The sequence below is a fragment of the Nocardia goodfellowii genome (genome assembly GCF_017875645.1).
Taxonomy (GTDB): Bacteria; Actinomycetota; Actinomycetes; order Mycobacteriales; family Mycobacteriaceae; genus Nocardia; species Nocardia goodfellowii.
Map to the genome: position 1 here is coordinate 4,733,902 of NZ_JAGGMR010000001.1, position 22,957 is coordinate 4,756,858.

Consider the following 22,957-nt stretch of genomic DNA (forward strand, 5'->3'; position numbering starts at 1 on the left):
CCCAGCATATTGCCTGCCCACCCAGCCTCCAGCGCGCATCCGCGACTTCCCTGCCGACAATCTGGGCTCACGGGATACCGAGCCTGTCAGCCGGCGAGGCCAGGGTGGCGCGGCGTTGGTGGGCGAGGGTGAGGGCTTGGTCGAGATCCGCGGCGGCCATGTGCAGCAGATCGGTCAACCGGTCGGGCTTGTGCGCGTACACCGTCGCCGCGAGCTCATCCGCGGGGCGGGGATCGCCGAGGACGGTCTGGAAGTAGTCGAGATGGCGGTCCACGACGAGGCGAACTACCTCGAGCTCACTGACCGAGGTCGCCGAAATCCGCTGGAAGCGGCGATGGATCCGGTATCGGTGGAATGGGCCTGCGATGCAACGGATTTCGGTCCCGCAGCCTCGGCGGTGCCGGGCGGCGAGCAAGCTGATGGCGAAGGCCCAGTCCTGCCATTTACGGATCCGGGAGTCGTAGCCACCCGCTGCCAGTGCGTCGGCGGTGCGGTAGATCAGCGGCATCGGCGCGTGATGCTTGCGGACCACCAGCTGCTCGGTGCACGGATAGGCCGAGATGGTCAGCCCCTCGAAGTCACCGAACATCTGCGAATAGGTGTGCACAAACGCCACCGCCGGATCCCCCGCCAGAATTCGGACTGCCCGTTCGGGGTAGCTGCCTCCGGCGAGGAGTTCAGGGTCGGTGGCCAGCAGATCGTCACAATCCAGCGGCATCACGTAGCCGTAGCGGGCCGCCTTGAGCCCGGCCGTGCGCGCGACTTGAACACCCTGGCGAGTTCGGAGCCGGTGGACCCGCACACGAGGATCCGCGGTAACGGTGTCGATCGCCGCGAGCGTGAGCAGTTCGCCACTCCCGTCGTCAACGACGATGACCTCGAAGGGAAACGACAAGGGTTGCCGCAGAAGCGAATCGACGGCCTCGGCGACCAACGCGCCGCCATCGTGGCAGGGGATCACGAAGCTGATCCCGAAAGCGGACGCGGTCGTCATGGGCGGGGTCCTGGGTCGTGGTCGCGGTAGGCGCAGACGGTTAACTTGTTGGCTGCGAAGTAGGTTCGCCGTGACTCAGGTTCGCGTTCGGCGTGCTCGGTGAGCGTCATGTGCACCCGCCAGCCGTGGTAGAGGTCCACCGCCGTCACCCTGAATCCGGTGCGGGCCAAGGTGATGGTGTAAGCGCCCATCCCGTATCCGAGCTCCAATACTGTGTGCGGAGTCTTCGTGCTCACTGAGTTGAGAAAGGTGGCGAACCGGTCCAACACTGGAGCGTCGAGCCTTTCAGCTGTACTGCTGCCATCGGCCAAAGCAGTGCGGTAGAACTTCGCGACCTCGTCTCGAGAACGCATGACCACCATGGAGTCTCCTGGATTGTGTAGGGATCAGAACCCGTCGATCTCGACGGTTTGGCCGGGAATGCGCAGCGACAACGCCAAGGCTTCGGTGACACGCATCGGCAGGACGTGCTGGGCGAGGCGACTACGGTTTTCGGTGCCTGCCAGCCATGCCTGCATGAGGGCGCGGTTGCTGTCGCTGTGGAAGACGCCGTCGAAGCTCTCGCGGCGCACGTATTCGTCGTCGGTGAGCAGGGCGGCGTTCGTGCGGGTCAGGATCTCTGCGGCGGCACCGATTTTGTCGGGGTCGGGTCCCTGGGGGACGTCGTAGCAGTTGACATGTATCGAATACAGCGTCGAGAGCTGCGCTTCCAAATCGACCGAGGAGGTGCGCCCGTTCTTGTTGTAGACCCCGTCGGGAAAGCTGGTCCAGTTCCGGATCGAGGGTGTGGTCTGCTCGAACGAGAGCGTGCCCAAGGTGATGGTGGTCTCGGACTCGGTTTCGATGAGCCGGAAGGTCGAGGTGATGTCGGTTTCGCCGTAGCGGCTGGGTTCACGGGCGAGCACGGCGCAGCGGGAGTCGCCGCCGAGTTTGCGGGTGGCCGCGCGGGAGAGCCGCTGCCATTGGTCGCTGGGCCACGCCCCGAAGGAGGACACCTGCAGGCGCAGATGTTTGTCCGGGAACAGCAGCTTGTTCAGCTCGAGCACCTGCACCGCGAGATCGACGTAGTGGTAGCTGCCGTGCATGAGCATCCCGTACCCGTAGCGGTAGGGGTGGTCATCGCGAGTGATGAATTCGTGCTCGAGGTTCCACACCCCGCCTGCCGCGCGCAGGTGGAAAGAGGTCAACGGCGCCTTCCAGGCCAGCATCCGCTCGCGCAGCGGCGTGATTACCCGGTCGTTGTAGATACGGTGGTAGCGGCTCAGCGTCATGACAGAGTGCTGAGCCTTGCGGCGCCCGGCACTCGCGATCAGCTCCGACATCGTCGTCGAGATCGCTGCCGGATCGAACCGGTCGCCCAACATCGGGGCCAGCACCGGCTTCTCCACCAGTGAATCCATACCGTCGTCTACGCACTGGCGCAGATACCGCTCGTGTGAGCCGACCTCGGTAGCGATATAGGTCTTCATCGGAAGCCCTGGCAGGCCAAGGATATTCAGAGCCGTGCGCGCGGTGAGGCGAGCCTTCCCGGGATCGCCGCGATCGGCGGGGACGAAGATCTTCATGCGCGGCTGCGGGTTGGCAGCCACCAACCGCTCTTCGATCGCTTCGCGCTGACCTTCCAGGTCCACCAACGACCAGGAATCGATGTGCCCGGCATCGATGGCTTCCTGGATGCAGGGCATGTATTTGTTGGCGACGATCTCGTCGTAGCCGATCACGACCAGTTGATGGACACTCACCGTTTGCTCCCCTCGCCTGACGGGTTGCGTCGCCCGTCACGGCCATATCGCGACATACAACAGCGGTGTCCGATCTCCACCCGCGGAGATCAGTCAAAGCCTCTGTCGCTCTGCGAAATTCATCTCCGCCGATCGACGATGTGGTAGGTCAACAGTCGCACTTAGCGCGCCTGTCCGAGGAGTACTGATAGGGGTACCACGGGGGTCGTTGCGGGGTAGGCTTCACACACGAAACTGGTACAGGGGTGAGTGCCGATGCGTGTTCAACTCTCATGGACCGGTCTCGAGGTGCGCGCACTACGTGAGGCGCTGCGCGAGCCCCGCCGAGGATTCTGCGAGATCACCGGCGTGAACTTCGATTCCCTGCGCAAATGGGAACGCCAGGGCCCCGAAGTGACGCTGCGCCCGGCCAACGCCGCAATTATGGACACCACCCTCGAACGCGCGACCGAAGCGCAGCGCGCTCGTTTCGAGCAGCTCTGCCGGCAACGGCGGCCCGGGCACCAAATCGCCACGATGCGACGAGCAACACCTAAGCTCGATATCGTTCTTGCCGAGCGGTCGACAACGCCGAACGGCCCGTCCACCGTGGAGATCGATATGAACCGCCGCGAGCTGCTGAGGCTACTGAGCCTGTCCGGCACCGTGCTGGCGGCCCCGGTGGACTGGGACCGAATCACAGCTGCTAGCAGCAGCGCCGGTCGCATCGACGCAGCCACCGCAACCGAATACGCGAACATCAACTCCATGCTGTGGCGCGAATATGCCGCCGCTGACACCAAATCCGCGATCTTTCCCGCGCTGCGCGAACAGTTGCGTGTCTTGATCGATGGCATGCGCCGGACTCCCGAAGGCCAGATACGCCAGCACTTGGGCACTCTCACCGGTGAGGCGCTCCAGCTGGCCGGCGAGCTACAGTTCGACCATGCCGACTACGGCACCGCCGCCTACTGCTACACCCTCGCCGCGGACTTCTCCCGCGACGCCGCCGCTATGGATCTGTGGGCGTGCGCGCTGACACGCCACGCCTATCTCGGCATCTACGACCGCGACTTCTCCGCCGCCATCGTGATGCTCGAATCCGCAGCACACCTCGCCCGCCGAGGTGATCCAACGTTGACGACTCGGTTCTGGATCGAAGCGGTCACCGCCCAAGCACACGCGGGCTTAGGCAACGCGCTGGAGTGCGAACGGGCCAGCGATTCCGCGCAGCTCGTCACGACACTGCCCGAGCCACAGCGCAGCAACTGGCTACGCTACGACGGCTCCCGCATCGAAGAAGAACTGGGGGCTTGCTACATCCAACTCGGCCGGCCCGCGCAAGCGGAGGAGGCTCTGCTGCCTTTGCTGAATCAGCCGCTGTCAGCGCGCCGCCGAGCCGCTGTGCTGACCGACCTCGCCGCAGCCGGCGCACTGCGCGGCGACCCGGTTCAGGCGGTCGAGTACGGCAACGCGGCCTTGGACGTGGCGCGCCGAACCCATTCCGGATATCTCGGACGCAGACTCGAGCAACTGCGTCGACAACTCGAACCGCTCCACCGAGACCGCCACATCCAACACCTCGATCGCCGAATCGCGGCTCTATCGCTGCGCTAAACAAGGGAGAAACCTTGCACGACAACGACTTCGGCCGCGTCTTCCGCGAAGCGTGGATCGCAGGCGTCACCAAATACTTTCCCGGAGAGCCGAAAGCCGGTTACATCACGCCGTGGGAGCAAACTCCGGACTGGGAGAAAGCCAGCGCTACTGCGGTCTACCAGCAGATCGCGGCATTCGTCGAGACCACCAACGGGGCATGCGCGAACCTCACCCGCGAACAGCGCGGCAGATTCGTCGCGCTGTGCTGGACCGGCCAGATCTACAAGCACATCCCGAATCCCAAACCCTCGTATGTCGCCGACTGGGCGGACCTTCCAGAGTGGCAGCAGCAGACAGACGCCGACATCTTCGATGCCGTCGAGCATTCCCTCGCTGCAGCGGGCACGACGTAGCCTGCGGCGAATACCGTTCTGACGACGCCAGATATAGCGGATCCGTCTTCTTACAACGATGGTGCCGCTCCACCTGTTCCGGGCGCGGCCCACTCCGCAGCCGGCGCATAGCTCCACGTGCTCTGCCCTCGCAGAGAGGGCATGGGCCGAGCCCGCCAGTAGCTGCGAACAAGAATTCAAACCAGCTCTTGACTGCCAAGCCACCTCGGCCCGCAACATGCACGACCCGCGATATCGCGCGGTGCCCAGGCTCAGCCGCGGGCAGCCGAGTTCACGAGTAGTCGTTGGTGTGCCCTTCCCACTGCCGCAGCGACACATTCGGCGGTGTCTTCATCAAAGTCATGGCCTTTCCTACCGACACCTGTGGTACCTACGCCTGGACAGCCGCTGGTTGGAGCAGGGCCGAATTCTGACGTTCCAGCGTCTTGGCCGCGCCACCGCCCCAGCTCTGAGCGATCGCTGCCGACACGGGATCGGGAAAAATTTCCTCCGCTCCGCTTTCCACTCCGTCGAAAATGGCGCGGGCGACGGACTGTGGAGAGACCTTCGGTATGTCCAAGCCTCGATTCATGTCGGTGTCCACGGGGCCGGGCAGGACCGCGTGCACGGTGACGCCCTGTCCGGCCAGTAGGGCGCGCAACGATTGGGACAGCGAGAACGCGGCCGCCTTGGAGATCGCGTAGGCCGGAATGACCGGCACGGCGGCGATAGCCGCGAGTGAGACAACGTTGACGATGGCGCCCCTGGAACGAGTCAGCGCAGGGAGAAACGCCTGGATCATCCGGTAGGTGCCGAAGAGGTTGACGGCGAGGTGTTGTTCGATCACGGCCGGATCGCTGAGGTCGTCGGGGAGTATCACGCCCGCGTTGTTGATCAGAATGTCCAGCGACTGCACGCTCTGGACAGCAGCTCGAACCTGCGCCGCATCGGTCACATCCAGGGTTACCGTCGTGACGCGCCCATCCGAATGTGTCAAGGGCTGCCGGGTTCCGGCGTAGACGCGGCTCGCGCCCCGGCGCAAGGCTTCCTCCACCAGCGCCTGCCCGATACCGCGATTGCTGCCGGTCACCAGAAGCGTTTTATCTGCGATTGTCATACCTTCTCCTCGTGATTGCGGTCGGTGAACACCGACCCGTGAATGTGGTTCACAAGGGCAGACACAACAGCTTCCCGAAACTGGGCACACCGGCGGCGACCAGTTCCGGGCCGCGCCGGTGTCAGTACGGGGGAGAGAATTCTGATGGAGGTGGCGGATGTCGGAAGAACTGCTCGGGCGGGCGCGCGCCGGTGACCGGGACGCGTTCACCAGGCTGGTCGAGCCGCATCGCGGCGAACTGCACGTGCACTGCTACCGCATGCTCGGCTCCCTGCAAGACGCCGAAGACGCGCTGCAAGAGACTTTTCTGGCAGCCTGGCTGAGCATCGACGGCTTCGAAGGGCGCTCATCGGTGCGCACCTGGCTGTACCGCATCGCCACCAACCGATGCCTCAACGTGCTGCGTTCGACCGCACGCCGGCCAGCGGTCCCAGGCGCGCCGGTACAGCCGGCCGCGGCCACGACCGTATCGCTTCCCGAGCCGACCGGGGCGGGGGAGGTGTTGTGGCTACAGCCCTTTCCCGATCTGATGCTGCCGGAGCTTCCCGATCGCGCGCCAGGACCGGAAGCCCGGTACGAGTCCCGCGAGGCGATCTCGCTCGCATTCATCGCCGCCGTGCAACTCCTGCCGCCCAACCAGCGTGCCGTGCTCATGCTGCGCGACGTACTCGGCTACCGCGCCCGGGAAACCGCCGAGATACTGGGCATCACCGTGGATGCGGTCACCAGCGCTCTCAAACGCGCCCGCACCACCATGGACACCGCGCGCACCCCGGACCCGCCGTCGCCCGCGCCCTCCTCGCCCGGAGAGCGGGAGCTCCTCGAACGGTTCGTTTCCGCCTTCACCGAACTGGACGTCGACGCGCTGATAGCGCTGATGACGGACGACGCATGGGTCCGGATGCCGCCGCTACCTTTCGAATATCGCGGCAGCGACGCGGTGCGGCGCTTCTTCAGCGCGATCAGGGCCAACTTCGGACGGGTCGATCGGATGGTGCCGGTCCGAGCCAACGGCCAACCCGCGTGGGGCCAGTACATCCGCGACCAGATCACCGGCGACCTGCACATCGCCGGGATCATCGTCGTCGGCCTCGCCGGCGACCGGATTTACGAATTCACCCACTTCGAGACAGCGGTCGCGCCGTACTTCGGTCTGGCCCGCACTCTGTCAGTACCACCAGGGCAATTCGTCGTGGCCGAAGTCGCGGAAGTCGCCGAAACGTCCGGAGTAGAAGACCAATCCGGTGCCGTCCCGCCAGCGCATATCGGTGACCTCGCCATAGACGACGCGGTGGTCACCGATGTCGTGGGCGTAATGAACGCGGCATTCCAGTTGCGCGAGCGAGTCCTGGATCAGTGGCAGACCACTGTTGCCGAGGTCGTAGGGCACCCCTTCGAATCGGGCGCCCCCGCGGGTGGCGAAGCGGCGGGCCAACGGTTCCTGGCGCGCGCTGAGAATGGAGACCGCGAACCGGCCACTGACGTCGACGGCCTCGGTGGTCCGGCTGCCATGGGTGAGCGAGATGAGCACGATCGGTGGTTCGAGGCTGATCGAGGTCAATGAGCTGATCGTCATCGCGCAGGCCGTACCGTCGGCGTGTTCGGCGCTGACGACGGCGACGCCGGTGGTGAATCTGCCCATACTGCGCCGCATATCGGAGGGGGTCGGACAGTGAAAAGCGGGGAGTGTCATGGCGATACCTACTTGCTGTGGTAGCGGACTTCGAAGGTCACCACGCCCTCGTCGGTACGCCACGGCCCGTGCGGCATGCCGGGCGGGCGGCAGGCGTACATGCCCGCGCTGAAGGTCTCACCGAGGGTGATATCGGTGAACGAGCCCTCCAGGATGTACACCTCTTCCCAGAAGTCGTGCTTTTGCACGCCCATCGGGGTGGAGTCGGCGCCGGGCGCATAACGCAGAATGCGGGTGGCGACGTTGCCCTCGGGGTCGCGGGCGAGGATGCGTTCGGTGATCGCCGGATCGTCACCGGGGCAGACGGTGTAGTCGATATCGGTGACCGGGAAGAATTCGAATTCGGGCTTGGCCATGGGTCTATATCCTTCAGGCGATGTCGAGCTTGTAGGAGGCGAGGAACTGTTCGACCTGCGCCGATGCGCGCTCGTAGCCGTAGTTGCGGTAGGTGTAGGCGCCTTTGACGACGAAAGGCGCTCCGGCGTAGAACAATTCGTATTGCTGATGACGGCCGGCGAATTCCGAGCCGATGATGTCCCAGGCCAGTTTGAACAGCTTGATGCGTTCCTCCGACGGCACTCCGGGCGACTGCACGTAGTGGGTCAGATCGCCGGAAGTGAGTGGGCTGGTGAGGTCTTCGACGCTGGAGGGGAGTTGCAGCACGCCGCCGCCGACGAGATCGCGCAGAATGGCCAGCACCCGCGGATAGATTTCCGACTGCAAGCCCATGGAGCCGTAGAGGGCACGCTTGCCCGGTATCCATTGGCCTGCGGCGTCGGGCTCGGCGGTGTATTCCGCTGCCAGCACCGCGGATTCGACACTCGAGACCAACGCGGCGAGTTCGCCGAGCTTTTCCTGCACGCTCGGGATCTTGTCGACACCGTTGACCTGGGTGACGCGACGGGCGACGCCGGCGATGAACTCCAGTTTGGTGGCGAACCTGATCTGCGCCTGCCAGTTGCCCAGTGCGTGGGCGCCGGTGTCGAAGAACTGGCGGCGCACTCCGGCGGTGTCACGGTCGATGAACACGCGCTCCCACGGAATCAGGACGTCGTCGAAGACGACCAAGGCGTCGGGTTCGTCATAACGCGTGGTCAGCGGATAGTCGAACGCGCTGGTCGCGGCGGGGGCATAGGGGCGTCGGCAGTAGAGCTTCAAGCCGTCGGCGGCGGTCGGGACGACGAAGGAGATCGCGAAGTCCTGGTCGTCGGGTCCGAGCGGTTTGATGCAGGATACGAAGATCTCATCGGCGATGGCCGCGCCGGTCGCCAGCATCTGCGAGCCGCGGACGATGATCCCCTCGTCGGTCTCGCGCACCACACCGACCTGGAGGTATTCCCCTTCCCAGCCCGAAGCGGTGGTAGCTCGCGATACCTGGGGCGGGATGATCGCGTAGGAGACATAGAGGTTTTCGTTGAGGACGCGCTTGTGGAACTCGGTCACGTTCGTCGAGAAATCGCGCTGACCTTCGGCGAAGACTTCGGGGTGTGCGGCGAAGGATGCCAGGAACGTTCCGACATGATCGGGGCTGCGCCCGATCCAGCCGTGGGTGTGGCCGGCCCAGGTCTGAATCGCGGCGCGGCGCAGTCGCAACTCCTCGGCGCTGCGGGGAATGCCGAAGACCCGATTCGCGGTCCCGCCGGTCTCCGGAGCGAGGTATTGCATGTTGTTGGCGGGGTCGGCCGCGAGATCGAACAATTCGGCGATGGTGCGAGCCACGGGAGCGAAGGCTGGATGGGTGGTGACGTCGTCGACCTGACGGCCGTCGACCAGAACCACGCGGCCGTCGTTCAACGACGCCAAATATTCGGTGCCGGTACGCATGTCAAACTCCTTCGCTGGTGGTGTCATAGGTGTGGGTCAGGACGCGGCCGTCGGGGAGGGTGAGTTCGAGCTCCCATCGGGCGCCGGGGGTGAACTCGCCGTCGAGCAGAGGCAGGGTTCCGGCGAAGCAGATGAGGTCCTGTCCCTGATCTCCGAGGCGGTCGGTGATGATGTCGAGGAGGTTGATCGGCGTCCGGAGGGCGGCCAAGGCGCCGTCCTGATACGGCTTGCCGTCGACCCAGCTGCGGGCGCGGCAGCTGTCCCAGTCGAAGCTGTGCCAGTCGTCGATCTCGATCACTGTGCTGCCCACAGGTTTCGGGCAGGCGCGTTTGGAATCGGCGATGTCGATGGTTTCGAGCCGGCGGTCGGTGTGGTCCGACCCCACGCCCAGGTAGTAACGGCCCTGATGGCGCAGCAGCACCGGCTCGACCTCACCGGAGGTATCGCGGCTGCGGATCGGCGTGCTGGGCGCGGTGGTGATGGTCGCGCGATCCACCTGATACAGCATGGGCACCTGCGGCGGCGGGGCGACACCGATGGCCGCGAGTTCATCGATGTGATGACGGACCGCCGCTTCGTCGCGACCGGTGTAGCCGGCGACCAAGGTCCGCGCGGCACCGAGGCGCACCGTCTCGCCGGTTCCCAGGATCCCGAATTCGAGCAGATCGGTAATGGTCTCGCTCATGAGAGCACCTCCCGGCGGTTGAGGAAGCTGTAGTCGTCGAGACGGTCCGCGAGCACCGGGAATTCAGCCCTGGTATCTCCGACCACGGAAGGAGCGATCTCGGCGAGGGTGATCGATTCGCCCGCATCGGCTTCGACGATCACGTCTCCCCAGGGGTCCACAATGCGACTGTGCCCGGCCAGTTCGACACCGTTGTGGGTGCCCGAGGCGTTGCAGGCGATGACGAAGACCTGGTTGTCGAGCGCGCGGGCGGCTGTCAGCAGCCGCCAGTGCGCCAGCCTTTTCGCCGGCCAGGCGGCAGGCACGATGACCAGTTCGGCACCGGCGTGGACGAGTTCGGTCCACAGTCCGGGGAACCGCAAGTCGTAACAGGTGGTGGCGGCAACTGTCCCGAAAGGTGTTGGCGCTGTCTCGATCTGGAAGCCGGGCTGCAACAGGTCGGCCTCGAGCGAGGCATAGCCGAAAACATGAATCTTGCTGTATCGGTGCACGATTCGGCCTTCGGGGCCGAGCAGCACCGCGGTATTGCGCAATTTGCCGTGTTCGGCCTGTTCGACGATGCTGCCGAGGTGGACATAGCAGGCGCGCTCCCGGGCGATTTCCGCGATCGCCTGCACAGTGGGTCCAGCCAAGGTTTCGGCGCACCTGCGGTAATCGTCGAAATGGTTGTAGCCCACTGCCCAGAGCTCCGGCAGAACGATCAGGTCCACGTCATCGCGCAGTTCCTGGAGTAGCGCTCGCACTCGCTCGATGCGGCGCGGGGTGGTTTCGGTATCGGGGCTAGCGATTTGTGCCAGCGCGACTTTCATAAGCTTCCTTCGCTTCTCATAGGTTCGGCTGCTTCATCGAGCGCAGCGTGGTGTCGAGGTGCTCACGCACCGCTCGAACCGCGGCCTGGGTATCGCACGCCGCGATCGCGTCGACGATCGCGCGGTGCTCGATGAGGACCTGTTCTTTTCGGTGGTCATCGGCCATCACGATGCGCACGCCCATCCGCATCTGCCGATCGCGCAGCGAGCGGTAGAACTCGTGCATCAGGTTGTTGCCCGCGGCCCGGATGATCGTGGTGTGGAATTCCAGGTCGTGGCCGATGAAATCGACCGGATCGGTGTCGGCTTCCTGGCTCTCGACCAGGGTGCGCAGCCGATTCGGAATCAGGCCGGGGTTGGGCGCCACCTCGGTGACCGACCACTCCTCGACCACCCGGCGCGCCTGCATGACTTCTTCGACGTCGCTGTCCGACAACGCCGGAATGTAGGCGCCCTTGTGCGGAACGCGCCGGATGAACCCTTCGGCTTCCAAGCGCAGCAAGGCTTCCCGAACCGGGGTGCGGGAGGTCCCGGATGCCGCGGCGACCTGTGCTTCGGACAGGAACATTTCTTTGTCGCGAGGCAAAGTCACGATGGTGTTCTTCAACCACTCGTAGGCCAGCTCGGGCGCCGAGCCTGCGGTGGTTTTGGATATGGTCATGAACTTGCCCCTTCTAGTCGGTTACGTGGTGAGAACAGCTGGAGTATCGGGTGTTCGGGCCGGCATGTCCTCGGTGGCGACCTCGGCGAGGTCGACCGCGCGAGTCTCATCGGCGATCACGGCCGCGATCAACGAGATCGCGCCCATCGCCGCCAGATACGCCCCGATCGCGTAGCCGGTGCCGAACCGGTTGTACAGCGCGATAGCGATGATCGGCGCCAGCGACCCGGCCAGCACCGAGGCGAGGTTGTAAGCCAGCGAGACCGCCGAGTACCGCACCTCGGTCGGGAACAACTCCGAGAAGAAGGCGCCGATCACCGCGCTGTAGGCGGCGAAGATCAGCAGACCGACCGCGACGGCCACGATGATCGCACCGGTGCGCTCGGTATCGAGCAGGGCGAAGAAGGCGAACGACCAGATGATCGTCGCGATCGACGCGCCGATGTAGATCGGCCGCCGCCCGATTCGATCGGCCAGGATCGCGAAGGCGGGGATCGCGATGAGCGCGACGACCATGCCGACCATCACGGCCGTGAGGCCGGTGCTACGCCGCAGCTCCAGGATCTGGGTGATGTAGGTGATGACGAACAGCGAGAAGATATAGAAGCCCGCGTTTTCACCGAATCGGGTGAACGCCGCCAGCAATATCTGCCGCCAGTGACCCCGAACAGCTTCTCCCAGTGGAGCTTTCGGCTGCGGTGCACCCGATTCGCGCTTCGCCTGCTCGAACAGCGGTGTCTCGGTGACATACAACCGCAGCACCAGCCCGATCACCACCAGCAGCGCCGACAACCCGAACGCGATACGCCAACCCCAGGACAGGAACGCGTCCTCCGACAGCACCGCCCCCAGCAACGCGAGTACTCCGGCGGCCATCAAATTGCCCAGCGGCGGGCCCAGATTCGGCCACGCCGACCAGAAGGCGCGTCGTTTCGAATCTCCGTGCTCGGAGACCAGCAACACCGCCCCGCCCCATTCGCCGCCCAGCGCGAATCCCTGCACCAGGCGCAGCAGCACCAGCAGGATCGGTGCGGTGATGCCGATGGCGCTGTAGGTGGGGAGGAAGGCGATCAAGAAGGTCGATACGCCCATCAGCAGCAGGCTGGCGATCAGCGTCGCGCGCCTGCCCTTGATGTCACCGAAATGCCCGAAGACCGCTGCGCCCACCGGTCTGGCCACGAATCCGACCGCGTAAGTGGCGAAGGCGAGCATGGTGCCCACCAACGGGTCGTGCGAGGGGAAGAAGAGCTTGTTGAACACCAGCGCCGCGGCGGTGCCGTAGAGGAAAAAGTCGTACCACTCCACGGCCGTTCCGGCCAGGCTCGAGCCCGCGATGACAGGCAAGCTGGTGTGGGGTCTGCGGTTGATAGATTTACTGCTGGCGGTTGCCATGTCGACTCCTAGGTCGCATCGTCGATGCCTGACGATCCGCGCGCCCACGTCTACCTGGACGTAGACGACCTACTGGGGACGCGCGGATGGTGCTGCCGGGCTCGGTGGTTGTTGGCGCAACCACCGAGCCGCCGACTTTCCTGCTCGTGTACGGCTGTGAAGCCGATCACGCCAAGTCCGTATACCAGTTGTATACCATCGGTCGACAATCTTTCAAGGGTTCGGCGAAACTCGGGGTCCTCGGACCCATGACCTGGGCGGCACGCGCAGGGACACCGCTGACATCACCCCAGGACGGCGGCGAGATCGAGCCGGGTCAGCCGGTCGCGGTCGGACAGAATGTCGATGGCGGCGATGCGGCCCTCGGTGACGGTGAAGCCGATGATCGAGAACGGATTTCCGTCCACGGTGTTGACCAATCCCGGGCCGCCATTGACCACGGCGTGGTGGACGGTGCAGCGGGTGGCCATGCGCTGGAAGGTCTCGGCTTGGCCGGCGACCGCGGCGGCACCGCGGATGACCCGCATCGCCGCACCGGCGTCGGCGCGCAACACCACGTCCGGATCGAGCATGCGCAGTAGTTCCTCGAAGTCACCGCCGCGCGCGGCGGCGAGGAAAGCGTCCACGACGCGGCGTTGGCCGGCCAGGTCCGAAGTCGAATCCGGGGTGACGCCCTGGACGCGACGCCGGGCCTGGCTGGCCAGCTTCTTGGCTGTCTGCGGTGTCCGGTCGACGATGGGTGCGATCTGTTCGTAGGGCATCGCGAACATGTCGTGCAGCACGAAGGCGAGGCGCTCGGCCGGGCTCAGCGATTCGAGGACGACCAGCAGGGCCAGTCCCACCGAATCGGCCAGCAGCGCTTCGTTTTCCGGGTCGGGTGTGGTCGCGCTGGTGATCACCGGGTCGGGCAGGTGCTCGACTTCGAGGGGTTCTTCGCCGCGGCTCTTGCGGGTCCGCAACATGTCCAGACACACCCGCCCGACGACAGTGGTCAGCCAGCCGCCGAGATTGCCGACATCGGTGGTGTCGGTTCGCGCAAGGCGCAGCCACGCCTCCTGGACCGCGTCGTCGGCGTCGGCGAGCGAGCCGAGCATTCGGTAGGCCACCGCACGCAGATGTGTCCGGTGTGCCTCGAACTGGTCGGCCAGCAACTGTTCATCGTGCACGGAGTCCTCCTCGATCTCGTCCTGTACCGATGACGAAGTCGCCGTGCGAAGTGTGACTCCTGCTGGGCGCCACGCGGTGTTCGCGATGTCCGGACCAGCGGTTGCGGCGACGCGGTCACGTTTTCCGGTCGCTGAACGTCAGTGCGGCAGAACGCGATCCGTTGCGGTCGCCAGGACCGCGCCGTTCGAAGCGGCGCCGACACCGAAAGGAGCAACACTGTGCATGCGATCGAAGTACACGGCACTGCCGCCGCTGGATACGAGGAGGTGCGGGCGGAATTCGCTGCCGTCGTCGCCGAGGAGGACGGGCAGTCCGGGGCGCAGCTCGCCGCGTTCGTGCGCGGCCGGAAGGTAGTGGATCTCTGGGCGGGGCGGCAGGTGTCGGGCACCACGCTGACCGGTCTGCATTCCACGAGCAAGGGTGCCGCCGCGTTGGTGGTGGCGCTGCTGATCCAAGACCGGGTTCTGGATGTCGATCAGACGGTCGCCCATTTCTGGCCGAGGTTCGCCACAGCGGGTAAGGAGCGAATCACGGTGCGCGACGTGCTCGTGCATCGCTCCGGAATCGTCGGTGTGGATGGCGGTTTCACCGTTTCCGAACTGGCGGATGAGCGGGTTGTCGCGGAACGGCTGGTGGGTCAGCGGCCCCTGTTCGAGCCCGGCACGGTGCACGGCTATGGCGGGTTCGTCACCTACGCCATCATCGGCGAGGTCGTGCGAGCCATCACCGGCAGCAGCATCCAGCAGTTGTTCGAGGAGCGAATCCGCGCACCGTACGAATTGGACGTCTATCTCGGGCTGCCCGCCGAACTGGAGCACCGCTACCTGCCGATCCTGCCGTGGCGGGCAACCCCGGAGATGGAAGCGGCCTTCGCCGCCAACTCACCCAATCCGCACGGCATCGCCGGAATCGCCTACAACCTCAACGCCCGCGGCTTCACCGCCGCCGACGTTATGGCACTACCCAATGACGCCACCCTGCGCCGACTCGGCCAAGGCTCGGCCGGCGGGGTGGGCAGCGCGCACGGCCTGGCGGCGATGTACGCGGCGGCGATCACCGGCATCGACGGCCGCGACCCGCTGCTGTCACTGGACACTATCGCCGCTGTCTCCGAAATCCATTCCAGCGGTGCCGATCTGGTGCGTGGAGATCGCGCGCCCTACGCGTTGGGGTTCGAAGCCAAGAGTCTGCTGTACCCGTTTCTCGGCGTCCACGCGTTCGGGCACACCGGTTCGGCGGGCTCGGACGGATTCGCCGACCCGCACAGCGGCCTGACCTACGGCTACACCCGCCGCCGCGCGGCCTTCGCGTTCAACGCCCCCGAAAACGCCCGACTGGCCGCCGCACTGCACCGCGTCGCCACCGATACCGCGGTCTCGCGGGCCGCCTGAATTCCGCTCCCACCCAACCAGACCCGACTCCAGGAGAACAACATGTCCACTCGCACCACCGCGCTACTCCGTTCCCGCGGTCTGAAGTTCGCGCGCTGGGTTCCCGTGGCCGCCGTACTGGCCGAGACCGCCGTCGGCGCGTACTGGGATCTCGCCCGAATCTCTTATGTCCGAGAGTCTTTCGATCATCTCGGCTATCCCATGTACTTCGCGACGATCCTCGGAGTCGCCAAAACGGCCGCGCTCGCCGCGATACTCACCCCCGGACACCCTCGAACCAAGGAATGGGCCTACGCCGGGCTGGTCTTCGTCTACGGTGGCGCCGCCGCCTCCCATGTGGCCGCCGGTGACGGTCCCGACAAGTGGGCCATGCCGGTGTTCTTCGTCGCCGCTACTTTCGCCGCTCGGGCATGGCTGCCGCAAGCCGTCGAACGCGCCTTTCCTGCGCCCGTCGTCTCCGAGCGCCTCCAGTACCGCTGAACCCGCTGAACTCGAAATCCACTACAAGAGAAGGAAATCCATCATGGAAACGAACACCACGGCTCTGGAAATCGGCTCGCGGCTGCCCAACCCGCAGCAGTTGGTGCCGGCACTGGGCGAGGTCGGCGCGGCGCTGTTCAAAGCGACCGGCAACGGAGCGATCCCGCGCGCCACGATCGGTCTGGTCCAGTTGCGTGCCGGCCAGATCGTCGGCAGCACGTATCTGGTCATCCTGCACGCGGGCAATCTGCGCGCTGCCGGTGCGTCCGAGGAACGTATCGCCGCGGTCGCGACCTGGCGCGACGCGCCGTACTTCAGTGAACCGGAACGTGCCGCACTCGCTCTGGTCGAGGCTGTCCTGGAACCGGCCGCGCACGGCGAGCGAGTGCCCGACCAACTCTTCGCCTACGCCGCCGAACACTACGACGACACGGCCCTGGCCACCCTGGCGATGGCCATCGGTCAGGTCAATTTCTTTGTCCCGCTGGCGCTCATCGGCAAACCGCTGCCCGGACGCCCGCAGGCCGAGCAGTGGACTCCCGTGCCGGCCTGACAGTTCGATCGTGCGGGGTCGGGTGACCGGCCCGGCCCCGCGGGCAAAATGTCACGACCCTGGTCAGCGGGGCAACTCGCGACTGGGGTCGCGGTGTTGTTCGAACCAGGTGGCGATCATGTCGGAGGTGGCGGTGATGAGTTCGCGGCGTTCGCGGCCGTCGACGTCGAGGGCTGAGGCGCGCAGTACGACCGCGAATCCGGTGTTGACTACGACCGAAGCCATCAGGTCGTATTTGTGGTCGTCGCCGGGGCCGAGGATTTGGATGACCAGTACTTTGATCATGAGCCGCAGGCGTGGTTCGAACTCGGGCAGGCCGCTGCTGTAGAACTGCACGCCCGCGATGAGTGCTCGGACGAGTCCGGCGTTGGCGACGAGTACGTCGGTGATGACGCCGATGAGCGTCGTGAACATGTCGAAGACGGACATGTCTCTGAGGTTGAAAAGGGAAGCGGTGAAGTCGGTTTCGATGTCGGTGAGTAGCCGGTCGCGTAGTTCGTCGACCATGACCGAGCGGTCGGTGAAGTAGCGGTATACGGTGCCGATGCTGACTCCGGCTTCGGCGGCGATGCGGTTGGTGGAGGTGTCGGTGATGCCGCGTTCACCGAAGAGTTTCGCGGCGGCGTCGAGGATCTGGTTGCGGGTGGCTTTGGCGCGGTCTTGGGTCGGCCGGTGTCGGTTACGGGGGGTTGCGGGCATGCCTGGCTCCTTTCCGTTCGCGACACTGAGCCGGGGCACAGCGTAGGCGCAACCGCGTGTGGGAGCTAGGGAGGTGGTGCGGGGAGTCCGAAGCGACCGTCGCCGGGCCCTCGGCTGTGGTCGGCCCAGCACCCGGCAGACTGAGGGGCATGAGTTCTGGTTCGTCAGCTCGGCCGTCGCCCGCGGATCTGGCCGCGGCGCAGGACAAGACCGTTCCCGATGTGATCGGGCCCGGGTTGCGGGTGTTGTTCTGCGGAATCAACCCGGGCCTGTGGTCCGGGGCGACGGGGTATCACTTCGCCCGTCCGGGAAATCGGTTCTGGCCGGCACTGCATCGGTCCGGCTTCACGCCACGCCTGCTCCGGCCCGACGAAGAGCATGAACTGCTCGGGCTGGGCTTGGGGATCACGAATGTGGCCCCGCGCACGACCGCCAAAGCCGAGCAGCTGACCGCCGACGAACTGCGCGCCGGCGGTCGCGCCCTGGTCGAACGGGTGGAGCGGTATCAACCCCGAGTATTGGCCGTGCTCGGTATCGGCGCCTACCGCACGGCTTTCGGTCGCCCACGCACCACAGTCGGCCCTCAGTCCGAGCGGATCGGTGCGACCGCGGTGTGGGTTCTACCCAATCCCAGCGGGCTCAACGCGCACTACACATTGGATGCCCTCGCCGCGGAGTTCCGCGCGTTGCGCGAGGCGGTGGAGATCGGTTGAGCTACGGCTATGTCTCGAAAGGGCGGCGCGGGCTAGAGGCAGATGCTCACGCTGGCCGGACCGAGGGGAACGGAAAAGCACAGTGCGACCGATCCGACGACAGGGGTGGCCGCGGGGGTGGCTGCGGTGGCGTTTCCCGCGCTCAGCGCGATGGTGGACAGAGCCAACGCGCCGATCGTCAGCGTGCGAGCGGTTCTGACAGTCATGTAACTCCTAGCTTTCGATGGAACCCCGGTCGGCTCCATTCGCGAAATCTGCTGTGAAATATCCGTACGCCACCGCGCTTGATCAAGTCAACTGTGTTGTGAAGTGCTACATAGGAATCGGCATGAGCTGGGTGCAGGCCGGGGCGGCAGGAGGAGATCGCCAATATGGTCGTCTACCTGAGTTCGCCGTTCGCCTCGGCCACCACCGGTGGCGCGCTGCGCGTGGACGGCGGCTACGTCGACTCCATCTTGCCCTGAGCCGCAACACGTTTCGTGCCCTGATCCTTATCCTGCCGCGTAAGCGGTGAATTCATGCGGGGTCGTCGTCACCATGCGGCCACCGACCGCCTTGATCGCCGTGCGGAAGTCGGGTCGCCCGCTGGGCGGCAACGGCATCGACCAGGTGGTTGCACCGTCCGCGGCGTCGATCGCGTGGACGTCGGTGCCGTCGGTCAGGATCAGGTGTCTCGGATCGGTGATGCCGTTGAAGGTCGAATAGCGGGACGTGTTGGCGAAAGGCGTCGGCCGCCGCCAGATCTGATGTCCGTCAGTGAGATCCAGTCCGGACAGCTCCGAGCCATCGCGTGATCGGACGATCACCGTGTTGTCCACTATTCCCTGGACGGCGCTCATCCGGCCGGTGATGTCTTCCATACCGATCTGCGCATTGGTCCACAAGACTCGGCCGGTCGTTCGTTCGTAGGCGCTTTCTCCGGTGAGGATCGGCGGTATCACCGCGGTCGCGGTCGGGAACCAATCGAAGACGAAACTCGGGTTGCTCACCTCGCCGATCGATTCGCCGCGGCGATCGAGAAACCGCACCCGGTCCGGCCGCCAAATATTCTCCTGCTCGGCGATCACGCCGCCATCCAAGATCCCGACGATGGGCCCGGCGAACAGTGATTCACCGGTGCGTACATCGTAGAGGCGGACACTGTGGTCGTGCCCATCGAGGAAGTAGTCGCGGCTGCCGACCCTCGGAGTGACCGGGTCGCCGGGAACCGGTGTCGGATATGTCCGCCGCCACGTCGCGGCGATGTCCGTGGGCGTTCCCCGGGTCAGGACGGCGGTCATCCAGTCCGGCGTCCGGCCGGTGACCGAGACGGCCCCGTCCCATACCGTCACGTCCATGACCTCGAAGTCGGTCGGCTGGTCGCCGAGTATCGCACCGGTGGCGGCTTCGATGATCAGCACTCGATGCGCGCCTCGGCAGGCGAGCTTTCCGTCGAAGACCTGCTCACGGCATCCGTCGAACTCACCGACATCGGTCGTCCAGCGCACCTGCCCGGTGCCTGGATCGATGCCGTGCATCCGCACCGGACCGACGCCGCGTCCGCTGGTTTCGCCGGTCCCCGGTTCTCCCGGCACCGCGGTCGCGGCGACGATGATCGTCCCGGCGTCCATCGGTGAGCCGTAACCGTAGTACCGCCCCAGGCTGTGCGGCATCGCGAGCAGAACCGCGCCGGGTTCATCGGAGAGGTCGGTAGCGCGCAACGTCCACTGCGGCACCGGGGCGGAATCGAGCCGGGTCGAGACCTTGAAGCGGCCGTATCCCGCATCGGTCTCCTCCGGACCCCGGGGTGACCGGTTCATCCACGCGACCGTCGCGACGCCCGCCACCACAGCCACGATCAGCACCACGATGCCGACCCGGCGACCGGTGACCCACCTCCCAGCGCTGTTCACCGGCGGCCTCCTCGTATTTCCTGGACCAGCGGCTGACCGATCCGCGAATACGCAAGGTAGCAGTGAGATTCGGCATGGTGGTAGCCGCAACGTTCGCGTCCACGACGAATTCGCTTGGCAGGCAGGCGAACAGCAGCGTCTGCACACAAGAAGCATTACCCGTCGTTATGCGCTCGCACGGGTCCGTGTGGGCGACACTCCCGGTACGTTCGAGATCGGTCTACGGAGTGATGCCTTCGTGCCACGCGTACGGAGACGATGGTGGTGCCACAACCGCTGTGGGGTGGCTGGTCCGAACGGAGTACTGATGGAACTGGCAGCAGGACAGGTCGCGGTGGTCACCGGCGCCGCGAACGGGATCGGCGCGGCGCTCGCGGCGGCGCTGGTGGCACGGGGGTTGCGAGTGGTGCTCGCCGATATCGACACCGGCTCCCTGCAGCGGATCGCGGACGAGTTGGGGGAGCGGGCCCTCGCGGTACCCACCGATGTCGCCGATATCGACCAGGTCCGCGCGCTCGCCGCCCGCACTCTGCGCGAGTTCGGCCGGGTGGACTTGGTGGTCAACAACGCCGGTATGAGCGCCGGAGGTCCTACCTGGGAAGTCGATCCCGGTGCATGGAACCGGGTTTGGGCAGTCAACGTGGGCGGAGTGGTCAACGGTGTGCATGTATTCGCCCCGCACTTGATCGCCGCGGGTCGCGGTCACATCGTCAATGTCGCCTCGCTGGCCGCGCTGACCGTGGGCATGTTCGGCGCGCCGTACGCGGCGAGCAAAGCGGCGATCATCTCGATCTCTGAATCGTTGCGCGGAGAACTGGAGCTGATCGCGCCCGGCGTGGGGGTCACCGTGATCTGTCCGGGGCCGGTGGACACCCAAATGTTCCGCGGCCTGGCGCAACTCGCCGAGCCGGCCCAGGGCACACCGGATTCGAACGTGCTGCCGCCGGAGCTCGCGGCGAAACTCGCGCCCATGCTGGCGGCCATCTCCGAGATGGTGAAGGAAGCGCTGCCGCCGGCCCGGGCAGCGGAAATCATTGTGGCGGCGGTGGAATCGGGGACGTTGTACGCGACCACGCACCCCGCCATGGCTCAGGCCGCGCGCGACCGGAGCGAGGCGATACTGGATTCATTCGGTACGCCGCGGTGATCGGTGCTACTGCAAGAGATTCAGCAGCGCGCAAATTCCGTGTGCACCAGCGCCGAATTGACGCTGGGATGGTCGGTTCGAGTATCGGGTACTGATTGAGAAATGTCCGGCGGTCGCTCAGGATCGGGCGCGGTCGACGTAGCGATAAAAGCGGCGCAGCAGTGGCGCGATCAAGCGCTGCCCGCGGATCCCCACGGTGAACAGGGTGCCGCGCGGGTCGGGGAACATGCCGAACTGTCTGCCGAGCTCGAGCAGGTCAAAATTACTGGTCCAGGAGCAGAGTCGGCCGTCGCGCAATTCGTAGACGTCCACGCCCCGGTTGTCGAACCTGCGTCCGGTGGGGGCCATACCCAAGGGGGAGCAGCCGCCGCCCATGTCGCCGGCGAAGGTGCCGCGCATCCGCCAGGGTACGGCCATGCCGGTTCCGCTCAGCGCCAGATGGGGAGTGCCGGCGACTTCCCACCGCACGTCGGGGAAGGCGCGCAGGAGGGTGAGCACGGCTGATCGCACCGCGTCCTTGCCGACCGCGGGTTCACCGCACAGACCCGGATCGATCAGCACGACGTCGTCGGTCATGAGTGCCAGGACGGCTTCCGGGTCGTATTTATCCCAGGCGGTGAGCCATTTCGTGAGCCAGTCGCCGCACTGCGCGGCGTGGTCGGCGGCATGCGCGGCGAAGTCGGCGCCCAGTCGCGGCAGTTCCGCCGCGGTCTCGCGCGAAGTCCGGTCCGAGACCAGGGTCGGTTCCAGCGCGGCCGAGTCGATGCTCATGGTGATCCTCCAGTTGACCACGGGCTCAGGCTGTTTCGTGCCGTAGCATGCGTCAGCATAGTGTGCTTTGCTCTAGTAAAGCAACGGTGGGAGGCAACGGTGTCGGAGGGACCTGGCCGGGCGGGCATCGTCGGTGGTGGCGTCGCGGGCCTGGGTGCGGCGATCGCGCTGCGCGCCAAAGGCTGGGACGTGACGGTCTATGAACGAGCGGAGCGGTTCGCCGAAGTCGGTGCGGGCGTATTCCTTTCGGTCAACGCGCTGCGCGCGCTCGACGTGCTCGGTCTGGGAGACGCCGTGCGCGCCCATGCCATCGCCGACGGCCCCTGTGTGGTGCGGAACCAGCGCGGGCGCGTCCTGCTGCACGCGCGGATCGAGGACTTCGTCGGTGGTCTCGTGCCGATTCACCGCGCCGACCTGCTCGCTCTGCTGGTGGCGGCCGTGCCGGCGGAGTGTGTTCGTCTCGGCACACGGGTACTGGGTGTGGATGCCGCGGGCTGGGTTGAAACCGCCTCCGAGCGAGCGCGTTACGACCTCGTCGTGGCGGCCGACGGTGTGCACAGCCGGATTCGTGAGCAGCTCTGGCCGGGGTCCGGCGCGGTGCGCCGGTCCGGCGTCATGTCATGGCGCTGGGTGCTCGACGCCGGAGTCGCGGGAGAGCCGGGCTTCGTCTGGGGCCGGGCGGCCGAGTCGGGACTGGTGCCCATGGCCGACGGGCGATCCATTCTGTATGCGGCCGCGCGCACGAAAGACGGTGGTCTGGAGCAGTTTTCCGGCTGGCCCGCACCCATCCCGGCGCTACTCGCCGCCGCCGGTCCCGAGCGTGCCGTACGCAATGAACTGGTGGATATCGCGGTGCCGCGCCGGTTGTGGCGCGGACGGGTGGCACTGGTGGGCGACGCGGGGCATGCCATGCTGCCCACGCTGGGGCAGGGTGCGTGTCAGGCGCTCGAGGACGCCGTGATGCTGGCCGAGTGCGCACCCGATCTCGCGCGGTATTCCAGCGTCCGGCGGCGCCGGGTCGCGGTGCTGAGTTCGCTTGCTCGGCAAGCCATGTCGTTGACCGGACCGGGGTCGCCGGTGCTGGCGGCGCTGCGGGACGCGGCCTTGGTGGCGGCTCCGGACGCGTTGACGCGAAAGCTATTGCATCTCAGCAATGTTCGCGTGATCTCCGGGTGGCGTCCACCGGAGGGCTGACCCGGTCGCCACCCGCCGACCCTCGGTGTGACTTGTCACACAATCTTCCCCGACCTCCCGTAT

Annotated in this window: 24 protein-coding genes and 2 pseudogenes; 10 read left to right on the top strand and 16 right to left on the bottom strand. The window is 65.9% G+C overall.

Going from position 1 to position 22,957, the window contains the following annotated elements; genetic code table 11:
* Positions 1-67: 67 nt before the first annotated feature.
* The 3 genes from BJ987_RS21850 to BJ987_RS21860 all read right to left on the bottom strand — a co-directional run bounded on the left by BJ987_RS21850 (position 68) and on the right by BJ987_RS21860 (position 2,736).
* Positions 68-994 (bottom strand): glycosyltransferase family 2 protein, encoded by a 927-nt coding sequence (locus BJ987_RS21850; protein ID WP_209893197.1) that lies wholly within the window; start codon positions 992-994, stop codon positions 68-70.
* A complete protein-coding gene (locus BJ987_RS21855) occupies positions 991-1,230 on the bottom strand; it encodes a class I SAM-dependent methyltransferase (RefSeq protein ID WP_209893199.1) in 240 nt (79 codons plus the stop codon). The genes BJ987_RS21850 and BJ987_RS21855 overlap by 4 nt, the downstream gene beginning before the upstream one ends.
* A 150-nt stretch (positions 1,231-1,380) precedes the next feature.
* The gene (locus BJ987_RS21860; protein ID WP_209893201.1) at positions 1,381-2,736 is read right to left on the bottom strand and encodes a hypothetical protein; all 1,356 of its coding nucleotides are present in this window, start codon (positions 2,734-2,736) and stop codon (positions 1,381-1,383) included.
* 255 nt (positions 2,737-2,991) lie between these two features.
* Between BJ987_RS21860 and BJ987_RS21865 the strand changes: the two genes are divergently transcribed.
* Together BJ987_RS21865 and BJ987_RS21870 are read left to right on the top strand one after the other, a co-directional pair.
* Positions 2,992-4,332, top strand: a complete 1,341-nt coding sequence (locus BJ987_RS21865; RefSeq protein WP_209893202.1) for an NsdA family TPR-like regulatory protein — start codon at positions 2,992-2,994, stop codon at positions 4,330-4,332.
* Positions 4,333-4,346: 14 nt separating this feature from the next.
* Positions 4,347-4,727, top strand: a complete 381-nt coding sequence (locus BJ987_RS21870) for a hypothetical protein (protein ID WP_209893204.1) — start codon at positions 4,347-4,349, stop codon at positions 4,725-4,727.
* 370 nt (positions 4,728-5,097) lie between these two features.
* Here the strand turns inward: BJ987_RS21870 and BJ987_RS21875 are convergent, their stop codons facing one another.
* A complete protein-coding gene (locus BJ987_RS21875) occupies positions 5,098-5,823 on the bottom strand; it encodes an SDR family NAD(P)-dependent oxidoreductase (protein WP_209893206.1) in 726 nt (241 codons plus the stop codon).
* A gap of 157 nt (positions 5,824-5,980) precedes the next feature.
* Here BJ987_RS21875 and BJ987_RS21880 point away from each other — a divergent pair.
* Positions 5,981-6,979 (top strand): annotated as a pseudogene (locus BJ987_RS21880) (sigma-70 family RNA polymerase sigma factor); the annotation flags it as partial.
* A gap of 12 nt (positions 6,980-6,991) precedes the next feature.
* On the opposite strand, the gene BJ987_RS37385 reads toward BJ987_RS21880, so the two are convergent.
* The 8 genes from BJ987_RS37385 to BJ987_RS21920 form a co-directional block, all read right to left on the bottom strand.
* Positions 6,992-7,516: a flavin reductase family protein gene (locus BJ987_RS37385; protein WP_307869908.1), complete on the bottom strand. Its 525-nt coding sequence runs from the start codon at positions 7,514-7,516 to the stop codon at positions 6,992-6,994.
* A gap of 8 nt (positions 7,517-7,524) precedes the next feature.
* Positions 7,525-7,872, bottom strand: coding sequence for a cupin domain-containing protein (locus BJ987_RS21890; protein ID WP_209893211.1), 348 nt, complete (start codon positions 7,870-7,872; stop codon positions 7,525-7,527).
* Positions 7,873-7,885: 13 nt separating this feature from the next.
* A complete protein-coding gene (locus BJ987_RS21895) occupies positions 7,886-9,340 on the bottom strand; it encodes a 4-hydroxyphenylacetate 3-hydroxylase family protein (RefSeq protein ID WP_209893213.1) in 1,455 nt (484 codons plus the stop codon).
* A gap of 1 nt (position 9,341) precedes the next feature.
* On the bottom strand, positions 9,342-10,025 hold the full coding sequence (locus tag BJ987_RS21900; protein ID WP_209893215.1) for a DUF2848 family protein: 684 nt from the start codon (positions 10,023-10,025) through the stop codon (positions 9,342-9,344).
* Complete coding sequence (locus BJ987_RS21905) at positions 10,022-10,834, bottom strand: carbon-nitrogen family hydrolase (protein WP_209893217.1); 813 nt, start codon at positions 10,832-10,834, stop codon at positions 10,022-10,024. The genes BJ987_RS21900 and BJ987_RS21905 overlap by 4 nt, the downstream gene beginning before the upstream one ends.
* A 16-nt stretch (positions 10,835-10,850) precedes the next feature.
* Positions 10,851-11,495 carry a GntR family transcriptional regulator gene (locus BJ987_RS21910; protein WP_209893219.1) on the bottom strand — a complete coding sequence of 215 codons (645 nt, stop codon included), beginning with the start codon at positions 11,493-11,495 and terminating at the stop codon, positions 10,851-10,853.
* A 21-nt stretch (positions 11,496-11,516) separates the two neighbouring features.
* Entirely contained in the window at positions 11,517-12,887 is a 1,371-nt protein-coding gene (locus BJ987_RS21915; protein ID WP_209893222.1) for an MFS transporter, read from the bottom strand.
* Positions 12,888-13,171: 284 nt separating this feature from the next.
* Complete coding sequence (locus BJ987_RS21920) at positions 13,172-14,053, bottom strand: sigma-70 family RNA polymerase sigma factor (protein WP_209893224.1); 882 nt, start codon at positions 14,051-14,053, stop codon at positions 13,172-13,174.
* A 219-nt stretch (positions 14,054-14,272) separates the two neighbouring features.
* Here BJ987_RS21920 and BJ987_RS21925 point away from each other — a divergent pair, with 219 nt between their 5' ends.
* The 3 genes from BJ987_RS21925 to BJ987_RS21935 are packed head-to-tail and all read left to right on the top strand — an operon-like array spanning position 14,273 to position 16,478.
* On the top strand, positions 14,273-15,445 hold the full coding sequence (locus tag BJ987_RS21925; protein ID WP_209893227.1) for a serine hydrolase domain-containing protein: 1,173 nt from the start codon (positions 14,273-14,275) through the stop codon (positions 15,443-15,445).
* Between the two features lie 42 nt (positions 15,446-15,487).
* The gene (locus BJ987_RS21930) at positions 15,488-15,925 is read left to right on the top strand and encodes a DoxX family protein (protein WP_209893230.1); all 438 of its coding nucleotides are present in this window, start codon (positions 15,488-15,490) and stop codon (positions 15,923-15,925) included.
* A gap of 43 nt (positions 15,926-15,968) precedes the next feature.
* Positions 15,969-16,478: a carboxymuconolactone decarboxylase family protein gene (locus BJ987_RS21935; RefSeq protein ID WP_209893233.1), complete on the top strand. Its 510-nt coding sequence runs from the start codon at positions 15,969-15,971 to the stop codon at positions 16,476-16,478.
* 63 nt (positions 16,479-16,541) lie between these two features.
* Here BJ987_RS21935 and BJ987_RS21940 read toward each other — a convergent pair whose 3' ends face one another.
* Positions 16,542-17,177 carry a TetR/AcrR family transcriptional regulator gene (locus tag BJ987_RS21940; RefSeq protein WP_209893235.1) on the bottom strand — a complete coding sequence of 212 codons (636 nt, stop codon included), beginning with the start codon at positions 17,175-17,177 and terminating at the stop codon, positions 16,542-16,544.
* 149 nt (positions 17,178-17,326) lie between these two features.
* On the opposite strand from BJ987_RS21940, the gene mug reads away from it, so the two are divergent.
* Positions 17,327-17,890: a G/U mismatch-specific DNA glycosylase gene (gene mug, locus BJ987_RS21945; protein ID WP_209893238.1), complete on the top strand. Its 564-nt coding sequence runs from the start codon at positions 17,327-17,329 to the stop codon at positions 17,888-17,890.
* A 32-nt stretch (positions 17,891-17,922) separates the two neighbouring features.
* Here mug and BJ987_RS21950 read toward each other — a convergent pair whose 3' ends face one another.
* A complete protein-coding gene (locus BJ987_RS21950; RefSeq protein WP_209893241.1) occupies positions 17,923-18,096 on the bottom strand; it encodes a hypothetical protein in 174 nt (57 codons plus the stop codon).
* A gap of 147 nt (positions 18,097-18,243) precedes the next feature.
* Between BJ987_RS21950 and BJ987_RS21955 the strand changes: the two are divergent.
* A pseudogene (locus BJ987_RS21955) lies at positions 18,244-18,354 on the top strand (SDR family oxidoreductase); the annotation flags it as partial.
* Positions 18,355-18,381: 27 nt separating this feature from the next.
* On the opposite strand, the gene BJ987_RS38050 reads toward BJ987_RS21955, so the two are convergent.
* Positions 18,382-19,782, bottom strand: coding sequence for an outer membrane protein assembly factor BamB family protein (locus BJ987_RS38050; RefSeq protein WP_209893244.1), 1,401 nt, complete (start codon positions 19,780-19,782; stop codon positions 18,382-18,384).
* A 307-nt stretch (positions 19,783-20,089) separates the two neighbouring features.
* Between BJ987_RS38050 and BJ987_RS21965 the strand changes: the two genes are divergently transcribed.
* On the top strand, positions 20,090-20,929 hold the full coding sequence (locus BJ987_RS21965; RefSeq protein ID WP_209893247.1) for an SDR family oxidoreductase: 840 nt from the start codon (positions 20,090-20,092) through the stop codon (positions 20,927-20,929).
* A gap of 117 nt (positions 20,930-21,046) precedes the next feature.
* Here BJ987_RS21965 and BJ987_RS21970 read toward each other — a convergent pair whose 3' ends face one another.
* Positions 21,047-21,700, bottom strand: coding sequence for an ester cyclase (locus tag BJ987_RS21970; RefSeq protein ID WP_209893249.1), 654 nt, complete (start codon positions 21,698-21,700; stop codon positions 21,047-21,049).
* Between the two features lie 99 nt (positions 21,701-21,799).
* Between BJ987_RS21970 and BJ987_RS21975 the strand changes: the two genes are divergently transcribed.
* The gene (locus tag BJ987_RS21975; RefSeq protein ID WP_209893252.1) at positions 21,800-22,894 is read left to right on the top strand and encodes an FAD-dependent monooxygenase; all 1,095 of its coding nucleotides are present in this window, start codon (positions 21,800-21,802) and stop codon (positions 22,892-22,894) included.
* The last annotated feature ends 63 nt before the right edge of the window (positions 22,895-22,957 follow it).

Excerpts from the sequence above, each read along its gene's own strand:
- BJ987_RS21910 (WP_209893219.1), bottom strand. The coding sequence starts at position 11,495 with ATGACCATATCCAAAACCACCGCAGGCTCGGCGCCCGAGCTGGCCTAC.
- BJ987_RS21895 (WP_209893213.1), bottom strand. The coding sequence starts at position 9,340 with ATGCGTACCGGCACCGAATATTTGGCGTCGTTGAACGACGGCCGCGTG.
- BJ987_RS21875 (WP_209893206.1), bottom strand. The coding sequence starts at position 5,823 with ATGACAATCGCAGATAAAACGCTTCTGGTGACCGGCAGCAATCGCGGT.
- BJ987_RS21965 (WP_209893247.1), top strand. The coding sequence starts at position 20,090 with ATGGAACTGGCAGCAGGACAGGTCGCGGTGGTCACCGGCGCCGCGAAC.
- BJ987_RS21915 (WP_209893222.1), bottom strand. The coding sequence starts at position 12,887 with ATGGCAACCGCCAGCAGTAAATCTATCAACCGCAGACCCCACACCAGC.
- BJ987_RS21930 (WP_209893230.1), top strand. The coding sequence starts at position 15,488 with ATGTCCACTCGCACCACCGCGCTACTCCGTTCCCGCGGTCTGAAGTTC.
- BJ987_RS21950 (WP_209893241.1), bottom strand. The coding sequence starts at position 18,096 with ATGACTGTCAGAACCGCTCGCACGCTGACGATCGGCGCGTTGGCTCTG.
- BJ987_RS21940 (WP_209893235.1), bottom strand. The coding sequence starts at position 17,177 with ATGCCCGCAACCCCCCGTAACCGACACCGGCCGACCCAAGACCGCGCC.
- BJ987_RS21935 (WP_209893233.1), top strand. The coding sequence starts at position 15,969 with ATGGAAACGAACACCACGGCTCTGGAAATCGGCTCGCGGCTGCCCAAC.
- BJ987_RS21900 (WP_209893215.1), bottom strand. The coding sequence starts at position 10,025 with ATGAGCGAGACCATTACCGATCTGCTCGAATTCGGGATCCTGGGAACC.
- BJ987_RS37385 (WP_307869908.1), bottom strand. The coding sequence starts at position 7,516 with ATGACACTCCCCGCTTTTCACTGTCCGACCCCCTCCGATATGCGGCGC.
- BJ987_RS21890 (WP_209893211.1), bottom strand. The coding sequence starts at position 7,872 with ATGGCCAAGCCCGAATTCGAATTCTTCCCGGTCACCGATATCGACTAC.
- BJ987_RS21850 (WP_209893197.1), bottom strand. The coding sequence starts at position 994 with ATGACGACCGCGTCCGCTTTCGGGATCAGCTTCGTGATCCCCTGCCAC.
- BJ987_RS21970 (WP_209893249.1), bottom strand. The coding sequence starts at position 21,700 with ATGAGCATCGACTCGGCCGCGCTGGAACCGACCCTGGTCTCGGACCGG.
- mug (WP_209893238.1), top strand. The coding sequence starts at position 17,327 with ATGAGTTCTGGTTCGTCAGCTCGGCCGTCGCCCGCGGATCTGGCCGCG.
- BJ987_RS21905 (WP_209893217.1), bottom strand. The coding sequence starts at position 10,834 with ATGAAAGTCGCGCTGGCACAAATCGCTAGCCCCGATACCGAAACCACC.
- BJ987_RS21865 (WP_209893202.1), top strand. The coding sequence starts at position 2,992 with ATGCGTGTTCAACTCTCATGGACCGGTCTCGAGGTGCGCGCACTACGT.